The sequence below is a fragment of the Sphingomonas sp. YR710 genome, from assembly GCF_900101455.1.
In the GTDB taxonomy this organism is placed as follows: domain Bacteria; phylum Pseudomonadota; class Alphaproteobacteria; order Sphingomonadales; family Sphingomonadaceae; genus Rhizorhabdus.
On sequence record NZ_FMZJ01000002.1, the window covers coordinates 393,853 to 417,770 of the forward strand.

Below are 23,918 nucleotides of genomic sequence, written 5' to 3' on the forward strand. Positions count from 1 at the left end.
AGTGTCCAGTGTTGTTGCGCGTTTGCGGAGATCGAACCAATGACCAGCAAAACGGTCATTTTCTATACGATGCAGACCAGCGGCACCGCGTCAACATGGCGTATCCTCACCAAGCTCGATAGGCGTTGCCGAACGCGGCGTACGATTGGTGATGAACGATTTACACAAGGTGCCAGCTTTGCATTCGACTGGTCCGAAATCCCGCCAGAGGATTATCTCGTCTTCGCAAACTGCCCGCATGATCTGAAACCAATCGACAATCTCAACGACCAGAGATTCATCGTCAATTTTCGCGACCCTCGTGACCGCATCTGCAATGAATTCATGTGGTATATGATTCATCCTCTCAATTCGGAGGATACGCCGGAGCAGATCGAAGCGCGTGCGGCGATACTTCGAGATCAGGGTATCGATGCCTGGATCAGCGAACGCCTCAAAGACACACCGCTGACCGACCGAGACTATTATCAATATTTCATGCGGAACGTTGATAGGATCCCCGCGCAGGATCGGGTTGTGAACAGCTATGCGCGCCTTTGCCTGGGCTTTGATTCCTTCGTCGAGCGTAGCTGTATCGCGCTTGGTCTGGAGCCGACCAGTGAACGGAAGGCAGCGGTCGAATTGGAGCGAGCCGAGAAGCTAGAGCTCAACCCCCGATGGATCGGTCATACATGGGCAGGGTCCGATACTATGCCCGGCCGATACAAGCGCGAGATGCGAGCCGAAACTATTGCCTTCGTGACTGACTATTACGCGCCTGTTCTGCGGGCAATGGCACGATTGGATCCCGATTATGCGGACCTGTATCTTGAGGGGCTACCATTGGCTTCGCCGGTTAGATCGGCGCCGGATGCGGTCGTAAACCCGGCTTCAGCCGGTCGGGACCTTTCGAAGCCTCGCCCGCTCGCGGCCGAAGGCGTGACCATGGGTTCAAAAAGCGAGGCTATTGCGCGATCGACGATCGTCGATCGCGCGGACCTCAGGATCGATCACTTCCGGAGTCAGGCGAAGAATGAGACGGTTGTCTTTACCTTCAGCGAGCGGACCAACCGCGATCTCGCCGGGCCGGGCTTTGCCACCGAATTTCTGCTGAAGAACGGCGTGGATGTCGTCGCGATCAAGACCAATCGGGATGTCTGGTACGAAAATCTCCTGGAGCGCGACATCCGCGAGATCGATCGCTCGTTGTCATGGACGGCTACGCCCTATCGGCAGCGGCTTGCTTATGGCAGCAGCATGGGCGCCTATGCCGCGATCCGCTTCTCCCGCGCGTTGCGGTTCGATCGCGTCGTCGCCCTTTCGCCCTTGTTCGACATCAAGCAGGGTTGGGAGACGCGCTGGCGAGAGGATCTTCCGGCGCTTTCGCCGGACCTGCTGATGCTGGCGCTTCCCGGAGAGGCGGGTTTCGAACAGACCCGGCACCATATCTCGGACAGTTGCGACTTTCTGATGGTCTTCGATCCGCTCGACCCCGATCTCGACCATATCCGGCGTTTCCAGCAGGTGATTGCGCCCGAACGGCTGCAATTGCTGGCGGTGCCCTATGGCGGCCACCCGGCAGGGCAATATCTGCTCGAGATCAAGATGCTCGGCGATGTCGGGCTGAGCGCGCTCAAGGAAGGCCGCTTCCCCTCGATCGCGGCGGCCCGGCGCCAATATAAGGGGCATTCGACGATCCACCTGTTCCAGCTGGCCGAGCATTGTCAGCGGCGCGGCCACCTGCATTGGGCACTGGCGATCAACAAGCGGCTGATCGCCCTTCTCGATCACCCCGAACATCAGCTCCAGGCTTGTCGAATCCTGCGCGAACTGGGTTCGTTCGACGAAGCGGTGGCGGCGGTCGATCGCGCACTGGGCTTTGCCGACTATATTTTCCGCCCAAATATCGAAAATTATCGACAGGATATGATCGCACAGCGTGCCGCGGCCTGACGAACCGTATCAGCGGGGCGCGACGACGGGCATAGCATCCTCCGCGCCCTGACAGATCACCACATCGGGCTTGTGTTGATCGAGATAAGCGAGATCGAGCTCGCTGCTCCAGACGAAGTGGAATTCGGCGAACATCGCCTTGAACCACCAGGATAGCTCCCGCGCGCTATCGCCGCGTCCGAACAGCGATCCTCCGAAGGCAATGATGCGCAGCGATGACGGAGCCTGCGCGTTACGCCACATCAGCCGCGTGCCGATTTCGCCCTGGCGTGGTATCCGGGCGACGACGGGTTTGCCCGTCACCAGGGGCGCCGTTCGTGACAGATCGGGAAGCTTCTCGCTTTCATACAGCGGCAGCGCGAAATGCGCGCCGAGATCGCCCGCGAAGGCATCGCTCTCACCGCCAGGCTTTAACTCTCCGCAATAATCGGCCACGCGCATCAACTCGGTCTCGCGGTCGGGCCGCAGAGCCGCGAGTTTCTGCACGAATTGATAGAAGACCAATTGCGCCGCCGCCGTGCGCACGCGCGAGTCATAGCGCAGAAAAGGTGCGATGCCTGCGCCATGAAAACCGCGCAATGTACCGATCAGCGAGCGATACCAGGCCACCGCGTCCGGGCCGTCCCGGCGCAGAACCATATCGATCATCGTTTCAAGTACGCCCAGCCGCGCCGTGACGGGGCCCAGCCCCGGTGGCGCGAGATCGCCGAGCACGGTCGCCCGATCGGGCATGATCGTCTGGATATAGGTGATGCGGCGCTGATGAAGCGTGGCCTGCCGTGCGGAGAACAGCGCAAACCATTTGGCGGCATCGCGCTGGACCGTCGGGTCCTTCGGATCGGCGGCATATTGCGCGAGGAGGTCGTTGAAGGGAAACAGGAATCCTTCACGGCCGACTATGGCCGCCTGATCGGGCGATACGAAGCCGACCGGTACCGGGAAATAGCTGAGCTCGACTGTCGGTTTGGGTGCGGCCGGCGGCGTAGCGGCGGGCACCGGCGGGGCAATATCCTGCGGGGCCGGGTTGGGCGGAAAAAAGGATCGCGCCTGATCGATCACGCTCGACAGCATCGGCAGAGCGACGGGCGCGATCCCTGGTCTGGAGACCTGCAGCGTCAGGCGGCCATCCAGAATGAGGCGGGGCACCTGTCGATCTATGAAGGGAATGCTGAAGCCGCCATGCGGCGTATCCGGCCGATCCGCATCTGCGATCGCCGAAGCGACTTCCTGGCCATCGACTAGGGCTGCGACCCGCAATATCCGGCAGGTGGGATCCTTGTGGTCGCCGGCCCAGCCGCCGAGAAAATTGCCGATATCAAAATGTTCGAAAAAGCCGTGAAGCTCGGCCTCCGATACGGGGGCGGGGGCGGCCGGGGCAGCCGGTGCGACAGGTTCGTCCGAATAGAGGCGATCGAGGCTTATCATATCCTGTTCGAACAGGATCGGTGCCGCCATTTCCTCCGGGGTTGGCTCGCGCAATTCGAACGCAACATTCCCTGTCGGTGGCGGCGAAGCGGCAGGAAGTTCGGCTGTGGCATCGTTCGCGCCGACGGCGGCGGCACTCTCGTCCTGCACGTCGCGCGGAACAGGCGCCTTCCCGAACAATCGCTTCATCACCACTCCACAGCCCCTGGCAGCCCGTTCCCGCGATGCAGCATAACCGCTGATCGGCGGAAATGGGAACCCTTAGTGGGCCGGCCTTCTCGCAATCTCGCTCCGGCGCGTCCACATGAGGGGGATGAGTGCCCTTGCTTCCCTTCCTCCCCCCTTGATCGACTGGTTCACGGCCAAGGGGTGGACGGTGCGCCGGCACCAAAGCGAGATGCTGGCCGCCGCGCGTGGCGGGCGCGATGCGCTGCTGGTCGCGCCGACCGGATCGGGCAAGACGCTGGCCGGGTTCCTGCCGACCCTCGCCGATCTGATCGAGCATCCGCAGGAGGGGCTGCACACGCTCTACGTCTCGCCGTTGAAGGCACTGGCCATCGATGTGCAGCGCAATCTGCTCGGGCCGATCGCGGAGATGGGCCTGCCGATCCGGGTGGAGGCGCGTACCGGCGATACGCCGTCGGACCGCAAGGCACGGCAGCGCGTTCGCCCACCCCAGATATTGCTGACCACGCCCGAATCGCTGAGCCTGTTGCTGTCTTATCCCGAAAGCGCGGCGCTGTTCGCATCGCTCAAGGCGATCGTGATCGACGAGGTCCATGCCTTCGCCAGCGGCAAGAGGGGCGATCTGCTGGCTTTGTCGGTCGCGCGGCTGGGCACGCTGGCGCCCGACATGCGGCGGGTCGCGCTGTCGGCGACGGTCGCCGATCCGGATGCCTTTCGCGGCTGGCTGCGCGGTGATGGCGATTATGAGCAGGTCGCGCTCGTCATTGGCGATCCGGGCGCGCCCGCGCAGATCGACATATTGATCCCCGAAGGGCGCATCCCCTGGTCGGGCCATTCGGGCCGCTATGCGATCGAGCAGGTTATGGCCGAGATCGAAACCCACCGCACCACGATCGTCTTCTGCAACACCCGCAGCCTGGCCGAACTGATCTTCCAGGATCTGTGGAAGGTCAACGCGATGAACCTGCCGATCGGCGTCCATCACGGATCGCTGTCGAAAGAGGCGCGCCGCAAGGTGGAAGGGGCGATGGCCGATGGCCGACTGCGCGCTTTGGTCGCCACCTCCAGCCTCGATCTCGGGGTCGACTGGGGCGATGTCGATCTGGTGATCCAGATGGGCGCGCCGAAAGGGTCGTCGCGGCTGCTCCAGCGGATCGGCCGCGCCAATCACCGGCTCGACGAGCCGAGCCAGGCGGTGCTCGTGCCCGGCAACCGCTTCGAATATCTCGAAGGCCGCGCCGCGGTCGACGCTATTGCGGCCGGCGATCTCGATGCCGAGCCGTTCCGCGCGGGCAGCCTCGATGTGCTCGCCCAGCATGTGATGGCCGTCGCCTGCGCAGGGGCGTTCCGCGCGGAAGAGATGCTGGCCGAGGTCAACCGCGCCGCGCCTTATGCGACCGTGCCGCCCGAGCTGTTCGATCGCGTGCTCGATTTCATCGCGTCGGGTGGTTATGCGCTGAAAGCCTATGAGAAGTTCCGCCGGTTGACCCGACAGCCCGACGGTTTATGGCGGGTGAGCCACCCGAACTTCGTCGCGCAGCATCGGCTGAATGCCGGGATCGTCGTCGAATCGCCGATGCTCAACGTCCGCTTCCGCAACGGGCGCACGCTCGGCCGGGTCGAGGAGATGTTTGCTGCGTCGCTGTCGCCGGGCGACTGCTTCTTCTTCATGGGCCTCGCGCTCGAGGTGCAGAAGGTCGACGTGACCGATCTGCTGGTGCGGGCAACGTCGAAATCGGCGCGAATCCCGACCTATGGCGGCGCACGCATGCCGATTTCGACCCATCTCGCCGACCGCGTGCGGGCTTATCTCCACGATCCGTCACAATGGCCGCGCTTTCCCGACGATGTCCGCGAGTGGCTGGAAGTGCAGGCGCGGCGATCGCGGCTGCCCGCGCCCGACCAATTGCTGGTCGAAACCTTCCCGCACGAAGGGCGCCATTATTGGGTGATCTATAGCTTCGAAGGCTGGAATGCGCACCAGTCGCTCGGCATGCTGCTGACGCGGCGGATGGAGAGCGCCGGGCTGATGCCGCTCGGTTTCGTGTCGAGCGATTATGCGCTGGCCTGCTATTCTCTGCATCCGGTCACCGATCCGGCAGCGCTATTTTCGGCGGAGATCCTCGAGGACGAATTCGTCGCCTGGGTCGAGGGATCGGCTTTACTCAAGCGCGCGTTTCGCGAGGTGGCGATCATCGGCGGGCTCGTCGAGCGCCAGCATCCGGGCAAGGTCAAATCGGGCCGGCAGGTGACCTTCTCGACCGACCTGATCTACGACGTGCTGCGCCGCTACGAACCCGATCACCTGATGCTCAACGCCGCCTGGGCCGACGCGCGGTTGAAGATGACCGATCTCGGCCGGCTGAGCATGTTGATCGAGCGCGCGGCCGATCGCATCGTGCATGTGAAGCTCGATCGGGTTTCACCGCTCGCGGTGCCGGTACTGGTGCTGATCGGACGCGAAACGGTAGCGCAGGGGCTCGCCGACGATGTGCTGCTGATCGAGGCCGAGGCGCTGGCGGCGGTGGCGATGCGGGAGTGACGCTTATTTCCCCTCCCTGGAAGGGAGGGGATCAAGGGGTGGGTCGCGAACATAGTGAGCGTCCCGAACTATCCTCCCCGGTACCGCATGCTGTGTCCTCAGCGGCATCGAGCCGCTTCGGCCACTACCCACCCCCTTACCCCTCCCTTGGCAGCGAGGGGAGATTATCCCTTATACAGGCCGTCCAGCCGCACCCCATACACCGCCCGTATCGCATGGCGCCGGTTCTTCATCGACGGCGTCATCTGCTCGTTGGCGATCGAAAAAGGTTCGTCGGCGATGGCGATCCGGCGGACGCGTTCGATCACCGACAGATCGGCGTTGACCGCATCGACCGCCACCATCAGCGCACGCTGGAAGTCGGGATTGTCCTTCAGCGCGACAAGCTGTGCCGGCATGCCGTGCGCCTCGGCCCATTCGGCCATCCATTCGGGATCGGGGACGATCAGCCCCACCAGATATGGCCGCCGATCGCCCGACACCATCGCCTGCGCGATTTCGGGCCGCAGGGTCAGCATGCCCTCGACCCGCTGGGGCGCGATATTGTCGCCCTTGTCGTTAACGATCAGATCCTTCTTGCGATCGGTGATCACCAGCCGGCCCTTGGCGTCGAGATGGCCGACGTCGCCGGTGTGCAGCCAGCCGTCCTGGAGCACGCGTTCGCTCTCGGGCTCGTTGCGCCAATAACCGTGCATCACCAGCTCGCCGCGCACCAATATCTCGCCGTCGGCGGCGATCTTCACCTCCACCCCCTTCAGCGGCGGGCCGACCGTTTCCATCTTCAGCCCCACTGACGGGCGGTTGCACGCGATCACCGGCCCGGCTTCGGTCTGTCCATAGCCCTGCAGCAAGGTGACGCCGAGCGACTGGAAGAAGATGCCGATATCGGGATTGAGCGGCGCGCCGCCCGAAACCATCGCCTTGATCCGCCCGCCGAAGCGCTGCGCGACCTTGGGCTTGAGCAGGGCATTGACGAGCAGGTCCACGGGCACGTCGATCAGCCGGCGCTTGCCCGCTGCCGATCGCGCACCCGATTCGAGCGCGTGGGCGAGCAGATAGCGGGGCAGCTTGCCCTGCTTCTCGACGCTTTTCAGGATGCGTGCGCGCAGCAGCTCGAACAGCCGCGGCACCACCACCATGATCGTCGGCTTCACCTCCTCGATATTGCTGGCCAGCTTTTCCAGCCCCTCGGCATAATAGATCTGCCCGCCCAGCCCGATCGGCAGATATTGGCCGCCGCTATGCTCATAAGCGTGGCTGAGCGGCAGGAAGCTGAGGAAGACCTCGTCGTCCCAGCCGAAATCCTGCTCGATGATGTCGATGCAGCCTTCGACATTGGCGAGGATCGATCCGTGATGGTGGCGCACGCCGCGAGGGGCGCCGCCGGTGCCGCTGGTATAGATCAGGCAGGCGAGATCGCCGCGGCCGAAATCGGCGCTGGCGCGAGCGGCGGCGATGTCGGCGGGCGAGGCCACCATATCGGAGAAATCGATGCACCGCACCGCGCCGGTCCGCGATGCCTGCGGCTCGATCGCGATCAGCAGATCGCACGCCGAGGACCGGATCATCGCCGGCAATAATGTCGCCGCCAGTTTTTGCGAGGAGACGATCGCCGCCCGCGCGCCGCTATTTTCAAGGATATGGCTGTGATCGCGTTCGGTGTTGGTGGTGTAGGTCGGCACCGTCACGCAGCCGGCAGCCATGATGCCGAGATCGGCGATGCACCATTCGGGGCGGTTTTCGGAGACGAGCACCACGCGATCGCCCGGCCGCAGCCCCTGCGCCTTCAATGCGCCGGCGAAGGCCGCCACCTGCCGTGCGGCCTCGCCCCAGCTTGTCGCCACCCATGCGCCATCGCGTTTAGCCCACAGGAAGGGCTTGTCCCCGCCTTGCGCCGCGCGTGCAAAGAACATCGCGACGAGATTCGGAAAATGTTCGAAAGTCCGCATCGTCTCTCCTGCCGCGCCCCGGCGACCTTTCGGTCGCTCTTATGCGACGATCATAGGACAATTATGTTTCATGGCGAAAGGGCGACGACAATCCGCGATTGCGGCGCATGTCATCACTCGGATGGGCGGTCGCGCTGGAGCGCCGCCATCGCCGGTTTCACCACCTTGCCGTCGATGCCCATGGACACGCCTTCGCTGCGCGGATCGGCGGCGCCGGCCCAGGCACCGCTTTGCCATTCGATCGCATTGGCTTTCAGTCCCAGGGGCGCGACCGACAGATGCTCGCCCAACGCCGCGAGTGCGGGCAGCATCGGCTCGAGCTGCGTGTCCTTCTCGGCCACGCCCCCCGGCGTCGGGGCGTAGAGCAGGCCCATCGATATCGCGTCCTGCGCGCTCATATGCCAGTCGATCACCCCGACCAGCGCCTTGGCGACCTGCGCGATGATCGTCGATCCGCCGGCTGCGCCGATCGCGATCCGCACCTTGCCGGCTGCGTCATAGACGATCATCGGCGACATCGAACTGCGCGGCCTCTTGCCGCCTTCGACCCGGTTCGCGGTCAGAACCCCATCCTTCTCGGGCACCAGGTTGAAATCGGTGAGCTGGTTGTTGAGGAAGATCCCGTTCATGCTCTGGCCCGATCCGAACACGCTTTCGATCGTGACCGTGCCTTCGGCGACATTGCCCCAGCGGTCGACCGCGGTGAACGAAGAGGTGCCATGTTCGGGCTGGAGCTCGGCCCGCTTGAGTGCGGGAGCGCCTGCCGGCATTCCCGGTGCGATGGCCGCCATGGTGCTGTCTGGCGAGATCAGCGCCGAGCGGCTCGCGAGATAGTCGGCGGCCAGCAGCCCTTGGACGGGTACCTGCACATAATCCGGATCGGCGAGCCAGGTGTCGCGATCGGCATAAGCCAGCCGCGAGCTTTCGGCGAACAGGTGCCAGGCGACGGGCGAGCCCTTGCCCAGCGCGCCCATGTCGAACCGCTCGAGCTGTTTCAGGATCATCAGCACGATCACCGTGCCCGAGGCGGGCGGCCCCATGCCGCAGATTCGGTAAGTCCGGTACGTGCCGCACACAGGCGCGCGCTCCTGCACCTTGTAGGACGCGAGATCGCCGGTCGTCATCTTCGACGGGTTGTGTGCGGCATTGTTGATCGTCGCGACCAGGGTCTGCGCTGGCGGGCCGACATAGAAATAGCTCGGGCCATGCCGGGCAATATTGCCGTAGAGCGCGGCGAGTTCGGGGTTCTTCACGACCGTGCCGACGGCCTTCGCCGTCCCGTCGGCATTGTAGAGATAGGATTTGGCCCAGGCGTTGAAGAAGCCGGTCGCCGGCATCTTCGTGAGGAAATTGTTGAACCGGGGCGTGATTGCCCAGCCATTGCGCGCCAGCCTGGTCGCCGGGGCGAACAGTGCGCTCCACGCCAGCTTGCCATGTTCGGCATGCGCCGTCTCCATCAGCCGCAGCTCGCCGGGTACGCCGACGCTGCGCCCCCCGGGGATCGCCTGGCGAATCCCCAACGGTTTGCCATCCGCCCCGTAGAACCAGCGCCCGTCGGCGGCGGCCGGGGCGGCTTCGCGCGCGTCATAGCTGCTGATCTTGCCGGTCTTCGCATCGTGATAGACCAGGAAGCCGCCGCCGCCGATGCCCGAATGGCCCGGCTCGATCACGCCGAGCGCCAACATCATCGCGACAGCCGCATCGGCGGCGGTGCCGCCCTTCTTCAGCATCTCGACCCCGGCCGCGGCGGCCCGCGGGTCGGCGGCGGAGACCATGGGTTGGGCGAGCGCCATGGTGGCGGTGAGGGCGAGGGCGACGAGGGCGATGACGCGGTGCAGCATCGGGCGAGCTTACTGCTTTCTCCCCTCCCTGCAAGGGAGGGGCTGGGGGTGGGTGCGAGCGACGAAGTCGCGAGCTCCCCGCTCGTCCCGCAATGCTGCGCCAAGGGCATCGAGCCCTTGGCTTCGCCACCCACTTAGCCTCCCCTCCCTTGCAGGGAGGGGAGGCTAAGTACCCACAGCTACCTTGATGCTTGCAAACCCGTCGCGCTCGAGCAGCTTCACGAGCCCCGCGTTGATCCGCCGCACCAATCCCGGTCCTTCATAGACGAGCGCCGAATAGAGCTGCACGAGGCTCGCCCCCGCCCGGAAGCGCGCATAGGCATCCTCCGCCGATGCGATGCCGCCAGCCGCGATCAGTGGCATCGCGCCGCCGGTCGCCTTGCGGAAATCGATCAGTCGTCGGTGGGCGAGATCGCGCAAAGGCTCCCCCGACAGGCCGCCGGTCTCACCGCGGAATGCCGACCGCAGCGCCGGCCGCGTGATCGTGGTGTTCGAAACGATGATGCCGGCGATCCGGTGCGCGGCGGTCACCTCGGCGATGTCATCGATGTCGGCCGGCTCCAGATCGGGCGCGACCTTGAGGAACACGGGCGGCCCGCCGGCCGGCCGCGCCGCCATTACCGCGGCGAGCAAGGCATCGAGCGCACCTTTGTCCTGCAGCGCGCGCAGCCCGGGCGTGTTGGGCGAAGAGATGTTGATCGTCAGATATCGCGCGACCCCGGTCATCACCCGAACGCCATTGGCATAATCGGCGATGCGATCGACGGCGTCCTTGTTCGCGCCGATATTGACGCCGACGATGCCCGGCCGCGCGTTCCGCCGCAGCAGTCGTTCGTGCGCCGCCGCCTGCCCGCCATTGTTGAAGCCCATGCGGTTGATGACGGCCCGGTCCTCGACCAGCCGGAACAGCCGCGGGCGCGGATTGCCGGGCTGCGGAAAGGGCGTGAGCGTGCCGACCTCGACAGAGCCGAAGCCCAGGCCCAGCATCTGATCCGGCACCTGCGCATCTTTGTCGAACCCCGCGGCAAGCCCGACCGGATTCGGAAAATCGAGCCCGGCGACGCGGATGGCAAGCCGGGGATCGGATGCGGGCGGCGTCCCGACCGGCTTGAGCCGCAGCGCGCGGATCGTCGCGCGGTGCGCGCGTTCGGCGTCGAGGGTGAACAGCAAGGGGCGGGCGAGGGCGTAGAAAGACATGGGAAGGCGCTTAACCGCTTCCCACCCAGTTCGTCACGCTGAACTTGGCTCGGCGTGACGAGGAGGGCCGTGGCCGGAACAACCCCTTGACGTTACGGGCCCACGCGCCCAATTGGCAATCGGATCGAATCAATCCGATTGAAAGCCACGCTCATGCGCCTGTCCAGCCTCGCCGATTATGCGGTGGTCATGCTGTCCGCCGCCGCCCGCCATGGGCCGACCGCGCGGCTGACCGCGAATCTGCTGTCCGACGAGACCGGCGTGCCGCTTCCCACTGCGCAGAAATTGATGGGCAAGCTCGCCGGCGCGGGCCTGTTGACCTCGGCGCGCGGCACCGGCGGCGGCTTTGCGCTCGCCCGCGATCCGGCGTCGATCAGTCTGGCCGACATCGTCGAGGCGGTCGAAGGGCCGATCGCGATGACGGCGTGCGTCGACGATCATCGCGATCATTGCGGGCTCGAAGGCGCGTGCCGGGTGCAGCCGCACTGGTCGGTGGTCAACAACACGATCCGGGGGGCGCTCGACGGCGTCAGCCTGGCGACACTTTCAGGAGCAGCGGCATGACCGATGTGAAAAATCGGGCCGCCATCGAGGCCGCGAACAAGAGCTATGAATGGGGCTTTTCGAGCGACATCGAGCAGGATTTCGCGCCGAAGGGCCTGAGTGAAGACACCGTCCGCTTCATCTCCGCCAAGAAGAACGAGCCCGCATGGATGCTCGAATGGCGGCTCAAGGCCTATCGCCACTGGCTGACGATGGAGGCCCCCGACTGGGCCAAGCTCGAAATCGCGCCGATAGATTATCAGGACGCGTATTATTATGCCGCGCCCAAGGCCAAGCCGAAGCTCGACAGCCTCGACGAGGTCGATCCCGAGATCCTGCGCGTCTATGAGAAACTCGGCATCCCGATCGAGGAGCAGAAGATGCTCGCCGGGGTTGAGGGCGCGCGCAAGGTGGCGGTCGACGCGGTGTTCGATTCGGTGTCGGTCGCAACCACCTTCCGCGCCGAGCTGGAGAAAGCCGGGGTCATCTTCCGCTCGATCAGCGAGGCGATCCGCGAATATCCTGATCTGATCCGCAAATGGCTCGGCAAGGTCGTGCCGATGCACGACAATTTCTTCGCGACCCTGAACTGCGCGGTCTTTTCGGACGGCACCTTCGTCTATATCCCCGAAGGCGTGCGCTGCCCGATGGAGCTCAGCACCTATTTCCGGATCAATGCCGAAAATACCGGCCAGTTCGAACGCACATTGATCATCGCCGACAAGGGCAGCCACGTCTCCTATCTGGAGGGCTGCACCGCGCCGATGCGCGACGAGAACCAGCTCCACGCCGCCGTGGTCGAACTGGTCGCATTGGACGATGCCGAGATCAAATATTCGACCGTCCAGAACTGGTATCCGGGCGACGCCGACGGCAAGGGCGGCATCTATAATTTTGTGACCAAGCGCGCGCTGTGCCAGGGCAGGAACAGCAAGGTGAGCTGGACCCAGGTCGAAACCGGCAGCGCCGTCACCTGGAAATATCCGAGCTGCGTGCTGAGCGGCGAGAACAGCGTCGGCGAATTTTATTCGGTCGCGGTCACCAATAATCATCAGCAGGCCGATACCGGCACCAAGATGATCCACCTCGGCAAGAACAGCCGCTCGACGATCGTCTCGAAGGGGATTTCGGCCGGCAAGAGCAACAATACCTATCGCGGATTGGTGCGGGTCGGCCCGACCGCCGAGAATGCGCGTAACCACACCCAGTGCGATTCGCTGCTGCTCGGCGACAAATGCGGCGCGCATACCGTGCCCTATATCGAGGTGCGCAATCCGAGCGCGCAGATCGAGCATGAGGCGACGACGAGCAAGATCAGCGACGATCAGCTGTTCTACGCGATGTCGCGCGGGCTCGATCAGGAGGCGTCGGTGGCGCTGATCGTGAATGGCTTCGCGAAGGAAGTGCTGCAGCAATTGCCGATGGAGTTCGCGGTCGAGGCGCAGAAGTTGCTGGGCATTTCGCTAGAAGGCTCGGTCGGATGACTTCGGCCATCACACCGCATGAGGACGCGCGCCGCCTCAACTCCCCTCCCCTTCAGGGGAGGGGTCGGGGGTGGGGCCTCTCCGCGAACGCATTGGCCGAGAATCAGCGTCGCGCATCCGAAATGCGCCGCAATCCGACTGAACCGGAGAAGCGCCTCTGGCGGGTGCTGAGCAATGGTCAACTCGACGGGTTCAAGTTCAGACGGCAGGCGGTGATCGGTGGCCACATCGCCGATTTTCTGTGCCCGCGCAAAGGGCTGGTGGTCGAGGTCGACGGCGACACCCATGCCGACCCGGTCGCGGAAGCGAGGCGGGATGCAGCCCTTCGATCGCACGGGTTTACGGTGTTCCGCGTCACCAACGCCGATGTGATGGGGAATATTGAAGGCGTATGGCTACAATTGCGAGACATGCTTCGAGCGTTGCCCGATCGGCGAGCGCCCCACCCCAACCCCTCCCCTGAAGGGGAGGGGCTTGAGGAGGCCAAGGCGCAGAAATTGCTGAGGATCAGCCTTGAGGGGAGCGTGGGGTGATCTATTCTTGGCTCGCCTTTCTGCACGTTTTACTTGGGGCGTGGCCAGGCCAAACAATCTTGGTGGCATCATTCGCATTGGCGATGATTTTATTTTTTAAATCATCAGGGCCGAGTCGCCGAATTATTCCCGTTACGCTTAGAGTTACTCTTATTGTTAGTATTATTTCTGGGCTTACTGTTGCTATTTTATTATATAAATCTACATTTTTCTTGGAACTTTTTGTTATCCCCTTTGCGATATTTGGTTTTGCGTTAATCGCTTTCTTGCCCGCTCTAGTTGGGGCATTCGTATCTGCCAAAATTTTGCAGTTAAACAATTCCGGATTTAATGATGCTGAAAATTGAAAACCTCCACGCCAAAGTCGACGGCAAACCGATCCTCAAGGGGCTCTCGCTCACGATCAATCCGGGCGAGATCCATGCGATCATGGGGCCGAACGGGGCGGGCAAGTCGACGCTCAGCTATGTGCTGGCGGGGCGGCCGGGCTATGAGGTCACGCAAGGATCGGTGACGTTCGACGGGCAGGATCTGCTCACCCTCGCGCCCTATGAGCGTGCGGCAGCCGGGCTGTTCCTGGGGTTCCAGTACCCGGTCGAGATCCCCGGCGTGTCTAACGTCCAGTTCCTGCGCGAGGCGCTCAATGCGCAGCGCAAGACGCGGGGCGAGGCGGCGCTTTCGGGCGGGGATTTCCTGAAGCGCGCGAAGGTGCAGGCCGATGCGCTGGGGCTCAGCATGGACATGATGAAGCGCCCGGTGAACGTCGGCTTCTCGGGCGGCGAGAAGAAGCGCAATGAAATGGTGCAGATGGGGATCATCGATCCGAAACTCGCCATCCTCGACGAGACCGACAGCGGCCTCGACATCGACGCGCTGCGCGTGATCGGCGGCGGGATCAACATGATCATGCGCAAGCCCGACAAGGCGGTGCTGCTGATCACCCATTATCAGCGGCTGCTCGATTATGTGAAGCCGGATTTCGTGCATGTGCTCGCGGCCGGACGGATCGTGCGGACCGGCGGTGCCGAGCTCGCGCATGAGCTGGAGCGCGAAGGCTATAAGGATATTGCGGCGTGAGGGGAAATGAGCTTACTCCCTCGCCCCCGCTTGCGGGGGAGAGGGTCGGGGAGAGGGGGCAGTCGGGAAGAGGTTCGCGACAGAACCTCCAGCACTGCCCCCTCTCCCAACCCTCTCCCCCTAAAGGGGGCGAGGGCTTATGACTCCTCTCCCAACCCGCAAGGACGAGGCGTGGCGCTATAGCGACCTCGACGCGCTCGCGCCCGTCTGGCCGCGCGATGCGGTCGAGCATGTCACCGTGCCGGCAGGCGAAACCTATGTCCGCCAGATCGTCCAGATCGCCGGCCCGGACGAAATCGTGATACGCAACCTCGATCTCACGCTCGAATCCGGCGCCGCCGCGACGCTCCACCTGCTCAATGCCGGGGGCAAGCTCGGGCGGATCGCGATCGACGTGACGTTGCACGAAGGCGCCGCCTTCTCGCTCGGCGCGGTGCAGCTCGGCCAGGGCCAGCAGACCGTCGAGATCGTCACCACCGTCCGCCATGTCGAACCAGGCGCGACCAGCCGGCAGACGGTACGGTCGATCGTCGCGAAACGGGCGACGGCATCCTATCTCGGCAAGGTCGCGGTCGCGCGCGACGCGCAGAAGACCGACAGCGTGCAATCGGTGAAGGCGATGCTGCTCGATCGCACCGCGACGGCGAACGCCAAGCCCGAACTGGAGATCTACGCCGACGACGTGAAGTGCGCGCATGGCGCCACCGTCGGCGAGCTGGACAAGCAGGCGATGTTCTATCTTGCCAGCCGCGGGTTGCCGCCGGAAACGGCGAAGACGTTGCTGCTGCAGGCGTTTATCGCCGAGGTGTTCGGCGATGTCGCGGATGAAGCGGCCAAGGTGCGGCTGGAAGAAGCGGCGCTTGCGGCGCTGGAGGCGATGGTATGAGCAGCACGATTTTGCGTGAAAGCCCCTCCCCTGAAGGGGAGGGACTTATAGGCAGAAGGGCCGACTTTCCCGCCATCCCCGACGGTTGGCACTATCTCGATACCGCCGCGACCGCGCAGAAGCCGCGCGCCGTGATCGATGCGATCGAGACCGCTTACGCCCGCGATTATGCGACCGTGCATCGCGGCGTCTACAAGCGATCGGCCGACATGACGATCGCTTATGAGGCCGCACGGACCCGGGTTGCGCGGTTCATCAACGCCGCCTCTTCCGACGAAATCGTGTTCGTGCGGGGGGCGACCGAGGCGATCAATCTCGTCGCGCAGAGCTGGGGCGTCGCCAATCTCAAGGCCGGCGACCGGATCCTGCTGTCGCAGCTCGAACATCACAGCAATATCGTGCCGTGGCAGTTGCTGCGCGATCGCACCGGCATCGAAATCGACGTCGCGCCGCTCACCGAAGACGGGCGGATCGATCTGGATGCGGCCGAGGCGATGCTGACCCACCGGCACAAATTGGTCGCGCTCGCCCATGTCTCGAATGTGCTCGGATCGGTGCTCGATGTGGAGCGCGCTGCCACGATCGCGCACAAGGTCGGGGCGAAGCTGCTGCTCGATGGCTGTCAGGCGGTCGCGCGGCTCGCTGTCGACGTGCAAGCTATCGATTGCGACTTCTATGTCTTCTCCGGCCACAAGCTCTACGGTCCGACCGGGATCGGCGCGCTCTGGGCGAAGGGCGAATTGCTGAGCGCGATGCCGCCCTGGCAGGGCGGCGGATCGATGATCGATCGGGTGACGTTCGCGAAGACGAGCTGGGCGCCGGCGCCGCAGCGGTTCGAGGCGGGGACACCGAACATCGTCGGCGCGCTGGGGCTCCATGCGGCGATCGACTATGTCGATGCGATCGGGCTCGATGCGATCCATGCGCATGAGGTGTCGCTGGTCCGCGCGGCGCGCGCGGCGCTGTCGCAGATCAACAGCGTCAAGCTGTTCGGCCCCGAGGATGCGGCCGGCATCGTCAGCTTTGCGATCGAGGGGGTGCATCCGCACGACATCGGCACCATATTGGATGAAGCCGGCGTCGCGATCCGCGCGGGGCATCATTGCGCCCAGCCGCTGATGGAGCATCTCGACGTGCCGGCGACCGCGCGCGCGAGCTTCGGAATTTACAGTGATCTGGCCGATGTCGCGGCATTGGCCAAGGGCATCGAACGCGTAACCCGGATTTTCGGATGATGGACGACGATATGAACGAGCAGCAGAAGATCCTGATCGAGGAAGTGAGCGAGGCGCCGGCTCCGCCCAAGGCGCGGGTCGAACAGGAAGGCCGGGCGCCCGACTATCTCGATGGCTTCCTCGCGCAGAAACCCGTCGAGGCATCGGCGGGCGAACCCGGAGGCAGCATCTATGATGGTGTGATCGACGCGCTCAAGGAGATTTACGATCCGGAAATTCCGGTGAACATCTATGATCTCGGGCTGATCTACGGCGTCGATGTCGCCGATGCCCATGTCGTGGTGACGATGACCTTGACGACGCCGCATTGCCCGGTCGCAGAATCGATGCCGGGCGAAGTCGAGCTGCGGGTCGGCGCGGTGTCGGGGGTCGGATCGGCCGAGGTCAATCTGGTCTGGGATCCGCCGTGGGATCCGCAGAAGATGTCCGACGAGGCCAAGCTCGAACTGGGGATGTTGTGATGACGACCACCACGAAGACCCGCGTCCGCCCCGCCGCTTTGATCCTCACGCCGTCGGCCGAGGCGCGGATCGCCAGGCTGATGGCGGATGCGCCCGAAGGCGCCGCCGGCGTCAAGCTGTCGACGCCGCGGCGCGGCTGTTCGGGGCTGGCTTACTCGGTCGATTATGTCACCGAAGCCGATCCGATGGACGAGAAGATCGTGACCCCGGGCGGCGATTTCTACGTCGATGGCGGCTCTTTGCTCTATCTGATCGGATCGACGATGGATTGGGTGGAGGACGATTTCACCGCGGGCTTCACCTTCCAGAACCCCAATGCCAAGGGCAGTTGCGGCTGCGGAGAAAGTTTTACGGTCTGATGCCAAATTGTGTTAGGTGAAACTCTCTTGCCCTCCCCTTCAGGTGAGGGGCTTTAGATCCTCAAGCTCCGTCATGCCCCGATCAGCTCCCGGCCGATCAGATATCGCCTGATCTCGTTGGTGCCGGCGCCGATATCGTACAGCTTGGCATCCCGCAGTAGCCGTTCGACCGGCCACTCCTTGGTGTAGCCCGCGCCCCCCAAAGCCTGGATTGCGTCGAGCGACGTCTTCACGGCATTCTCCGATGCCAGCAGGATCGCGCCGGCGGCATCGAACCGCGTGGTCTTGCCGGCGTCGCACGCGCGGGCGACCGCATAGACATAAGCGCGCGCCGAATTGAGCGCGACATACATGTCGGCGACCTTGCCCTGCATCAGCTGGAACGATCCGATTGGCTGGCCGAACTGCTTGCGCTCGCGGACATAGGGCAGGACGATGTCGAGGCAGGCTTGCATGATTCCGAGCGGTCCGGCGGCGAGCACCGCGCGCTCATAGTCGAGGCCGGACATCAGCACGTTCACGCCGCGCCCGTTGCCGCCCAGGATATTCTCGGCCGGAACCTCGCAATCCTCGAACACCAGTTCGGCGGTATCGCTGCCGCGCATGCCCATCTTGTCGAGCTTCTTCGATACCGAAAAACCCTTGAAACCCTTTTCGATCAGGAAGGCGGTGATCGCGCGATCGCCGGTCTTCGCATAGACGACCAAAGTGTCCGCGTGCGGGGCGTTGGTGATCCAGAACTTGGTGCCGTTCAGGATGTAATGATCGCCTTTTCGCTCGGCCTTGAGCTTCATCGACACGACATCGGAGCCGGCGCCGGCCTCCGACATCGCCAGGCTGCCGACATGCTCGCCGGAGATGAGCTTGGGAAGATAACGCCTCTTCTGCTCGTCGCTGCCCCAGCGGCGGATCTGGTTGACGCACAGATTGCTGTGTGCGCCATAGCTGAGCCCGACCGAGGCCGAAGCGCGCGAAACCTCTTCCATCGCGACGACATGGTCGAGATAGCCCAGGCCCAGCCCGCCAAATTCCTCCTCCACCGTGATGCCGTGCAGGCCCAGAGCCCCCATTTCGGGCCAGAGATGGCGCGGAAAAGTGTTGGTCGCGTCGATTTCGGCGGCGATCGGCGCGATCCGGTCGGCTGCGAAGCGCGCGGTCGTCTCCCGGATCGCATCGGTGGTTTCGCCCAGCGCAAAGTCGAGCGCGGTCGTCATGTCAGCCATCCTCTTTGAACTATGTCTCCACGGCTTTAGCAGGCATGGACCGGTTGGAAAAACCCAAACGGCCGGCGCGTTGCGGCCGCCTGCGGCCCGGCGCCCCCGTTTGCGGCCGGGCGGGGTTGCGCGATCACGCGGCCCCTTGCAAAAAGGGGCCGAAGCGCCTCTAACCCGGCGCGGTTGCGGGTCGAGATACGATTTCGTCAGGGACGATACGGGCGGTCAGGCATGGATGAACAGCCGGTATTTTTCGATGCGTCGGGCCGGCGCCGGCGTCGTTTCGCGCTCGCCCTGATCGCTTTCGTCCTGCTGATCCTCCTGGCTGTCGGCATGTTCGCGGGATCGATCGTAGCGGTCGTGCCGCAGCCGCCTTTGCCGTTCGAGGCGGAGCGGCCGCCGATCGCCGGAATTTCCGGACCGAACGATACGTTGGTCCATCACAGCGCCCGGCAGGTTCGGCGGATGTTCCGCAATTTTCAGCACTTTCTCGGCGAAAGTGCCGGGCAGCCGGGGCTCTCGCCCAAGACGTTCGCGTTTCACGCGCCATGGGACGATGCCAGTGCCGCTTCGCTGGCCCGCCATGTCAACGATCTCGACTGGGTGATTCCGGGCTGGATCTCGATCACCGGGCCCGACCATCACGTAACGAGCTTCGCCGATGCGCGCGGCAAGGCCATCCTGAGTACCGCTGTCCATCGGCCGAAGTTGATGCCGATGGTGCAGAATGTGCTCGAGGGGGCGTGGGATGGACCGGGCATAGCCGCGCTGATGCATGATCCGGTGCAGCGCAAGCTGACGCTCGATCGGGTCGAAGCGCTGCTGGTCGCCAATCAGGCGAGCGGCGTCTTCTTCGATTTCGAGGAACTGCCCGAAGCCGCCCACGGCGATTATCTCCGGTTTCTGGCCGCTGCGCGTGCCCGCTTCGCACCACGCGGCATGATCATCGCGATTGCGGTGCCCGTCGCCGATCCGAACTGGAATCTTCCGGCATATGCCAAGGTCGTCGATCGGCTGTTCCTGATGGCTTATGACGAACATTCGGAGCCCGGCGATCCCGGCCCGGTGGCATCGCAGCCCTGGTTTGCCGATTCGGTGGCGCGCGCCACGCAGGGCGTACCGCGCGACAAGATCGTCGTGGCGCTCGGATCCTATGCCTATGACTGGCAGAGGGGCGGCGACGCATCGCCGCATTCGGTGGAGGATGCCTGGCTGACCGCGCATGAATCGGGCGTGCTGCCGATTTACGACCGGGCGAGCGGCAACAGCTATTTCGCCTATAGCGAAGGCGGCATTCGCCACGACATCTGGCTGCTCGACGCATCGAGCATGCGCGCGCAGGTGGCCGTGCTGCGCCAGCTGGGGCTCAATGCCGTCGCCTTGTGGCGGCTCGGCACCGAGGATCCGTCGATCTGGACGATGTTTGGCCGAAACCGCATCACCAAACAGCCCGCATCGGTGCTCGAGGATATCCCCGCCGGCACCAACGTCGATATCGAAGGCACGGGTGAGATCTTGCGGATCGGCGCGGTTCCGGTACCCGGACATCGCACGATCAAGGTCGATCCGCGCGGCAATATCATCGGCGTTCGCTTCGATCGTCTGCCTTCGCCCTATCAGATCGAACGGACCGGATATCGCCCCGGCCTGATCGCGCTGACGTTCGACGACGGCCCCGATCCGGTGTGGACGCCGAAGATTCTCGACGTGCTCAAGGACAAGCACGTGCCGGCGACCTTCTTCGTGATCGGCAGCAATGCGCTTACCCAGCGCAAATTGCTCGAACGGCTGGTGCGCGAGGGGCATGAGGTTGGCAATCACACCTATACCCACCCCAATCTCGCCAACGCTACCGAACGCGAGACCGGGCTCGAGCTCAACGCCACCCAGCGGCTGTTCCAGGCCTATACCGGCCGATCGCTCCGGCTGTTCCGCCCGCCTTATTTCGGCGACGCCGAGCCGACCACCGCTGACGAGATCGTGCCGGTCGCGGAGGCGCAGAAGCGCGGCTATCTGACCGTGGGATTGCATGTCGATCCGGACGACTGGAAGCGGCCTGGTGTGGCCGAAATCGTCCAGCGCGCGATCGATGGCGTCGAATCCGGCAGCGACACATTCGCCACCCAGGTCGTGTTGCTGCACGACTCCGGTGGCGATCGCACCCAGACGATCGCGGCATTGCCGCTGCTGATCGATGCGTTGCGCGCCAAGGGCTATCGCTTCGTTCCGATCTCGGCACTCGCCAATCTGTCGCATCAGGCGGTCAATCCGCCGATCTCCAGCAGCGATCGGCTCGCCGCCGAAACTGATCTGGCGCTATTTTCGACGCTGGGCGGCATCGTGATCGGGCTGAAATGGCTGTTCGCCTTCGCAATCTCGGTGGGTATATTGCGGGCTATCACCTTGTCTGGCCTCGCTTTGTGGCAGGCCCGCCGCGAATCGCGGGTGATCTTTCCGCAGATCGATCCTGACCGGTTCGTGACCGTGCTGATCCCGGCGTTCAATGAAGAACGGGTGATCGAACGCTCGGTGCGCCACGTGCTGGCCAGCCGCGACGTCCAGGTCGAAGTCATCGTCATCGACGATGGATCGAAGGATCGCACCAGCGAGATCGTGCGCGAACAATTCGCCGATGAGCCGCGTGTACGGTTGCTTACGCTCGAAAATGGCGGCAAGGCGCGCGCGCTCAACCGCGGGCTCGAACTGGCCAAGGGCGAGATCGTGATCGCGCTCGATGCCGATACGCAGTTCGAGCCGGCGACGATCGCCAGGCTGGCGCGCTGGTTCGTCGATCCCGAACTGGGCGCGGTCGCGGGTAATGCCAAGGTCGGCAACCGCGTCAACCTCATCACCTGCTGGCAGGCGCTCGAATATATCACCGCGCAAAATCTCGAGCGGCGCGCATTGGCGCGGCTCAACGCGATGACGGTGGTGCCGGGGGCTGTCGGCGCCTGGCGGCTGTCGGCGATCCGCTCGGTCGGCGGCTACCCGCACGATACGCTGGCCGAGGATCAGGATCTGACGATCGCGATCCAGCGGGCGGGCTGGAAGGTCGCTTATGATCAATATGCGGTGGCGTGGACCGAGGCACCCGAATCGTTCAAGGCGCTTGCCAAGCAGCGCTACCGCTGGGCCTATGGCACGTTGCAGTGCCTGTGGAAGCACCGCGCGACGATGAAGAGCGGCAAGCCGCGAGGGCTCGCCATCATCGGTCTTCCGCAAGCGATCCTGTTCCAGATCCTGCTGGCGGCGATCTCGCCGGTGATCGATCTCGCTTTGATCCTGAGCATCGTCGACACCTGGATCTCGGTCGAAGCGCATGGTTGGGAACAGACGCAAACCAATATCGACAAGATGCTCACCTATTGGCTGATCTTCACCGCAATCGATCTGCTCGCCGCGTTCATCGCCTTCGCGCTGGAGCGTCGTGAGCGCTGGCGGCTGCTCTGGCTCCTGATCCCGCAGCGGGTCGGCTATCGCCAGGTCATGTATTATGTCGTGCTGAAGGCGCTGGCGCAGGCCATGCGGGGCCCGCGGGTCGGCTGGGGCAAATTGGAGCGCAGCGGCCGGGTCGGTGCCAAAGCCTGAGATCCAGCAAGCAGCAATCGCACTGGTCTGCGCCTGTCTGTGTGCGTTGCAGATCTACGTCTTTCGTTGGGGCGTGATCACGCCGGATACGGTCGTGCAATATGGTCAGGCGCTGGCGGGCGTTTATGATGACTGGCACCCGCCCGTAACCGCGTGGCTCTGGCGGCAATTGCTGATCTTCCACCGGGGGAGTGCGCCATTCCTGATCCTGGACTCGCTACTCTATTGGGGGGGCTTCGCGGCCATCGCGGAACAGCTGCGGCGACGGCGCAGTTTGACGGCGGCGTGGCTCGTCATCCTGCTGGCGGCACTCCCGATCGGATTTGGACAGATCGGCGCGATCCTCAAGGATTCGCTGATGGCGGCACTGCTTGTGGCCGCCGCGGCGCTCATCCTGTGGCGGGAACACACGGGTGGCCGCGTCCGGCTCTTGTTGGCGATCACAGCGCTGCCCCTGATCGTGATCGCCAGCGCCACCCGTTTCAACGCCGCGTTCGCGGCCGCACCCTTGCTGTTGCTGCTCGTGCCGCGATCCTGGCTTCGATCGTCGCCGCGCGTCGGGCTGGCGCTGGGCGGCGCGGCGCTGCTGCTGGCCACGACCGGCTGGCTGATCAACGGCGTCGCGCTCAAGCCGCATCGCTCATCGCCGATCTTCTCGCTGGTCAACTTCGATCTCGCGGGCATCGTCGCGTATGGCGGCGGGAACGCGTATCCGTCGCTGTCCGCGGCCGATGCCGCGCGCTTCACCGCCCATTGTTATGAGCCGCGCCAATTTGGCGCCCGCGATAATGCCGGCTGCGCCCGGCCAGAGGATTCGCTGGCGGAGTATGCGAACAGGCATCATGTCGGCGCGATCGGCATCTGGCTTGATGCGGTCATACACGCGCCCTTGCCCTATATCTTGCATCGGTTGGGCCATCTGAACTGGAACTGGCGCCTCCTGGTTACCGAGATCCCGAATGATGCGGTCTTCGTGATGAGCCAGCCGAACGATCTGGGGTTGCACTTCACGAAGACACGTCTTGCCGTGGCATTCGGCATCGCCGGCAAGGCGATGGCCTGGTCCCCGCTCGGCCGGCCGGCCAGCTGGCTGTGCATCGCGATCGGCTTGCTCATCGTCGCGCCGAATTTGCCGAGTCGGAATTACATCAACGCCATCGCCGCTTCGGCATTGCTGTATGGCTGCGCCTATGCCGCCGTCAGCGTCGCGCCCGATCTGCGCTATAATTTCTGGACGATGCTCGCGGTGATGATCGGGCTGGCGGTGGCGCTCGGCGATGGGCGCCGTGCGCTGGCCGTGATCGGGCGACGGCGGTTGATATATGCAATTGCGCCGTTGATCGCCGTCAGCGCGCTCGAGATGGGGGCATTGGTCGCCGGGCAGTTCGCGAGCTGAGGCGGCGCAGCTTTTCCGCTGTCATCATAATGTAACATAAACGTCACCGATCTGGCATCAGTGGCGACTA

General features: G+C 64.1%; 18 protein-coding genes. 13 read left to right on the plus strand and 5 right to left on the minus strand.

The features are described 5' to 3' along the window. Nucleotides 1-39: 39 nt before the first annotated feature. Nucleotides 40-1,932: a hypothetical protein gene (locus BLS13_RS04340; protein WP_093450049.1), complete on the plus strand. Its 1,893-nt coding sequence runs from the start codon at nucleotides 40-42 to the stop codon at nucleotides 1,930-1,932. Between the two features lie 9 nt (nucleotides 1,933-1,941). Here the strand turns inward: BLS13_RS04340 and BLS13_RS04345 are convergent, their stop codons facing one another. After that, on the minus strand, nucleotides 1,942-3,546 hold the full coding sequence (locus BLS13_RS04345) for an alginate O-acetyltransferase AlgX-related protein (protein WP_093450050.1): 1,605 nt from the start codon (nucleotides 3,544-3,546) through the stop codon (nucleotides 1,942-1,944). A gap of 124 nt (nucleotides 3,547-3,670) precedes the next feature. On the opposite strand from BLS13_RS04345, the gene BLS13_RS04350 reads away from it, so the two are divergent. After that, complete coding sequence (locus tag BLS13_RS04350) at nucleotides 3,671-6,085, plus strand: ligase-associated DNA damage response DEXH box helicase (protein WP_093450051.1); 2,415 nt, start codon at nucleotides 3,671-3,673, stop codon at nucleotides 6,083-6,085. Between the two features lie 164 nt (nucleotides 6,086-6,249). Here BLS13_RS04350 and BLS13_RS04355 read toward each other — a convergent pair whose 3' ends face one another. The 3 genes from BLS13_RS04355 to BLS13_RS04365 all read right to left on the minus strand — a co-directional run bounded on the left by BLS13_RS04355 (nucleotide 6,250) and on the right by BLS13_RS04365 (nucleotide 11,072). Further along, complete coding sequence (locus tag BLS13_RS04355; protein WP_093450053.1) at nucleotides 6,250-8,034, minus strand: AMP-dependent synthetase/ligase; 1,785 nt, start codon at nucleotides 8,032-8,034, stop codon at nucleotides 6,250-6,252. A gap of 113 nt (nucleotides 8,035-8,147) precedes the next feature. After that, nucleotides 8,148-9,875: a gamma-glutamyltransferase gene (gene ggt / locus BLS13_RS04360; RefSeq protein WP_176943429.1), complete on the minus strand. Its 1,728-nt coding sequence runs from the start codon at nucleotides 9,873-9,875 to the stop codon at nucleotides 8,148-8,150. A 165-nt stretch (nucleotides 9,876-10,040) separates the two neighbouring features. Continuing rightward, nucleotides 10,041-11,072 (minus strand): quinone-dependent dihydroorotate dehydrogenase, encoded by a 1,032-nt coding sequence (locus BLS13_RS04365; protein WP_093450054.1) that lies wholly within the window; start codon nucleotides 11,070-11,072, stop codon nucleotides 10,041-10,043. A gap of 153 nt (nucleotides 11,073-11,225) precedes the next feature. Between BLS13_RS04365 and BLS13_RS04370 the strand changes: the two genes are divergently transcribed. The 9 genes from BLS13_RS04370 (at nucleotide 11,226) to BLS13_RS04405 (ending at nucleotide 17,650) form a co-directional block, all read left to right on the plus strand. Next, nucleotides 11,226-11,636 carry an SUF system Fe-S cluster assembly regulator gene (locus BLS13_RS04370; RefSeq protein ID WP_093450056.1) on the plus strand — a complete coding sequence of 137 codons (411 nt, stop codon included), beginning with the start codon at nucleotides 11,226-11,228 and terminating at the stop codon, nucleotides 11,634-11,636. Further along, nucleotides 11,633-13,099, plus strand: a complete 1,467-nt coding sequence (gene sufB, locus BLS13_RS04375) for a Fe-S cluster assembly protein SufB (protein WP_093450057.1) — start codon at nucleotides 11,633-11,635, stop codon at nucleotides 13,097-13,099. The genes BLS13_RS04370 and sufB overlap by 4 nt, the downstream gene beginning before the upstream one ends. Continuing rightward, nucleotides 13,096-13,632 (plus strand): endonuclease domain-containing protein, encoded by a 537-nt coding sequence (locus tag BLS13_RS04380; RefSeq protein WP_093450059.1) that lies wholly within the window; start codon nucleotides 13,096-13,098, stop codon nucleotides 13,630-13,632. Before sufB ends, BLS13_RS04380 begins: the two co-directional genes overlap by 4 nt. Then, nucleotides 13,629-13,979, plus strand: a complete 351-nt coding sequence (locus BLS13_RS20260) for a hypothetical protein (RefSeq protein ID WP_143011860.1) — start codon at nucleotides 13,629-13,631, stop codon at nucleotides 13,977-13,979. The genes BLS13_RS04380 and BLS13_RS20260 overlap by 4 nt, the downstream gene beginning before the upstream one ends. Then, entirely contained in the window at nucleotides 13,966-14,709 is a 744-nt protein-coding gene (gene sufC, locus BLS13_RS04385) for a Fe-S cluster assembly ATPase SufC (RefSeq protein ID WP_093450181.1), read from the plus strand. The genes BLS13_RS20260 and sufC overlap by 14 nt, the downstream gene beginning before the upstream one ends. A gap of 139 nt (nucleotides 14,710-14,848) precedes the next feature. Further along, the gene (locus BLS13_RS04390; RefSeq protein ID WP_093450060.1) at nucleotides 14,849-15,595 is read left to right on the plus strand and encodes a SufD family Fe-S cluster assembly protein; all 747 of its coding nucleotides are present in this window, start codon (nucleotides 14,849-14,851) and stop codon (nucleotides 15,593-15,595) included. Then, nucleotides 15,592-16,830 carry a cysteine desulfurase gene (locus BLS13_RS04395; protein WP_093450062.1) on the plus strand — a complete coding sequence of 413 codons (1,239 nt, stop codon included), beginning with the start codon at nucleotides 15,592-15,594 and terminating at the stop codon, nucleotides 16,828-16,830. The genes BLS13_RS04390 and BLS13_RS04395 overlap by 4 nt, the downstream gene beginning before the upstream one ends. 11 nt (nucleotides 16,831-16,841) lie before the next feature. Further along, nucleotides 16,842-17,291 carry an SUF system Fe-S cluster assembly protein gene (locus tag BLS13_RS04400; RefSeq protein ID WP_093450183.1) on the plus strand — a complete coding sequence of 150 codons (450 nt, stop codon included), beginning with the start codon at nucleotides 16,842-16,844 and terminating at the stop codon, nucleotides 17,289-17,291. Continuing rightward, nucleotides 17,291-17,650 (plus strand): HesB/IscA family protein, encoded by a 360-nt coding sequence (locus tag BLS13_RS04405; protein WP_093450063.1) that lies wholly within the window; start codon nucleotides 17,291-17,293, stop codon nucleotides 17,648-17,650. Before BLS13_RS04400 ends, BLS13_RS04405 begins: the two co-directional genes overlap by 1 nt. Before the next feature lie 71 nt (nucleotides 17,651-17,721). Here BLS13_RS04405 and BLS13_RS04410 read toward each other — a convergent pair whose 3' ends face one another. Further along, the gene (locus BLS13_RS04410) at nucleotides 17,722-18,864 is read right to left on the minus strand and encodes an isovaleryl-CoA dehydrogenase (protein ID WP_093450065.1); all 1,143 of its coding nucleotides are present in this window, start codon (nucleotides 18,862-18,864) and stop codon (nucleotides 17,722-17,724) included. 231 nt (nucleotides 18,865-19,095) lie between these two features. On the opposite strand from BLS13_RS04410, the gene BLS13_RS04415 reads away from it, so the two are divergent. Both BLS13_RS04415 and BLS13_RS04420 read left to right on the plus strand, forming a co-directional pair. Continuing rightward, nucleotides 19,096-22,452 (plus strand): glycosyltransferase, encoded by a 3,357-nt coding sequence (locus BLS13_RS04415; protein WP_093450066.1) that lies wholly within the window; start codon nucleotides 19,096-19,098, stop codon nucleotides 22,450-22,452. Continuing rightward, the gene (locus BLS13_RS04420; protein ID WP_256325699.1) at nucleotides 22,439-23,848 is read left to right on the plus strand and encodes a hypothetical protein; all 1,410 of its coding nucleotides are present in this window, start codon (nucleotides 22,439-22,441) and stop codon (nucleotides 23,846-23,848) included. Before BLS13_RS04415 ends, BLS13_RS04420 begins: the two co-directional genes overlap by 14 nt. The last annotated feature ends 70 nt before the right edge of the window (nucleotides 23,849-23,918 follow it).

Excerpts from the sequence above, each read along its gene's own strand:
- BLS13_RS04415 (WP_093450066.1), top strand. The coding sequence starts at position 19,096 with ATGGATGAACAGCCGGTATTTTTCGATGCGTCGGGCCGGCGCCGGCGT.
- BLS13_RS04345 (WP_093450050.1), bottom strand. The coding sequence starts at position 3,546 with ATGAAGCGATTGTTCGGGAAGGCGCCTGTTCCGCGCGACGTGCAGGAC.
- BLS13_RS04410 (WP_093450065.1), bottom strand. The coding sequence starts at position 18,864 with ATGACGACCGCGCTCGACTTTGCGCTGGGCGAAACCACCGATGCGATC.
- BLS13_RS04365 (WP_093450054.1), bottom strand. The coding sequence starts at position 11,072 with ATGTCTTTCTACGCCCTCGCCCGCCCCTTGCTGTTCACCCTCGACGCC.
- BLS13_RS04405 (WP_093450063.1), top strand. The coding sequence starts at position 17,291 with ATGACGACCACCACGAAGACCCGCGTCCGCCCCGCCGCTTTGATCCTC.
- BLS13_RS04355 (WP_093450053.1), bottom strand. The coding sequence starts at position 8,034 with ATGCGGACTTTCGAACATTTTCCGAATCTCGTCGCGATGTTCTTTGCA.
- BLS13_RS04395 (WP_093450062.1), top strand. The coding sequence starts at position 15,592 with ATGAGCAGCACGATTTTGCGTGAAAGCCCCTCCCCTGAAGGGGAGGGA.
- BLS13_RS04400 (WP_093450183.1), top strand. The coding sequence starts at position 16,842 with ATGAACGAGCAGCAGAAGATCCTGATCGAGGAAGTGAGCGAGGCGCCG.
- BLS13_RS04350 (WP_093450051.1), top strand. The coding sequence starts at position 3,671 with ATGAGTGCCCTTGCTTCCCTTCCTCCCCCCTTGATCGACTGGTTCACG.
- BLS13_RS04340 (WP_093450049.1), top strand. The coding sequence starts at position 40 with ATGACCAGCAAAACGGTCATTTTCTATACGATGCAGACCAGCGGCACC.
- sufC (WP_093450181.1), top strand. The coding sequence starts at position 13,966 with ATGCTGAAAATTGAAAACCTCCACGCCAAAGTCGACGGCAAACCGATC.
- ggt (WP_176943429.1), bottom strand. The coding sequence starts at position 9,875 with ATGCTGCACCGCGTCATCGCCCTCGTCGCCCTCGCCCTCACCGCCACC.
- sufB (WP_093450057.1), top strand. The coding sequence starts at position 11,633 with ATGACCGATGTGAAAAATCGGGCCGCCATCGAGGCCGCGAACAAGAGC.
- BLS13_RS04390 (WP_093450060.1), top strand. The coding sequence starts at position 14,849 with ATGACTCCTCTCCCAACCCGCAAGGACGAGGCGTGGCGCTATAGCGAC.
- BLS13_RS04370 (WP_093450056.1), top strand. The coding sequence starts at position 11,226 with ATGCGCCTGTCCAGCCTCGCCGATTATGCGGTGGTCATGCTGTCCGCC.
- BLS13_RS04380 (WP_093450059.1), top strand. The coding sequence starts at position 13,096 with ATGACTTCGGCCATCACACCGCATGAGGACGCGCGCCGCCTCAACTCC.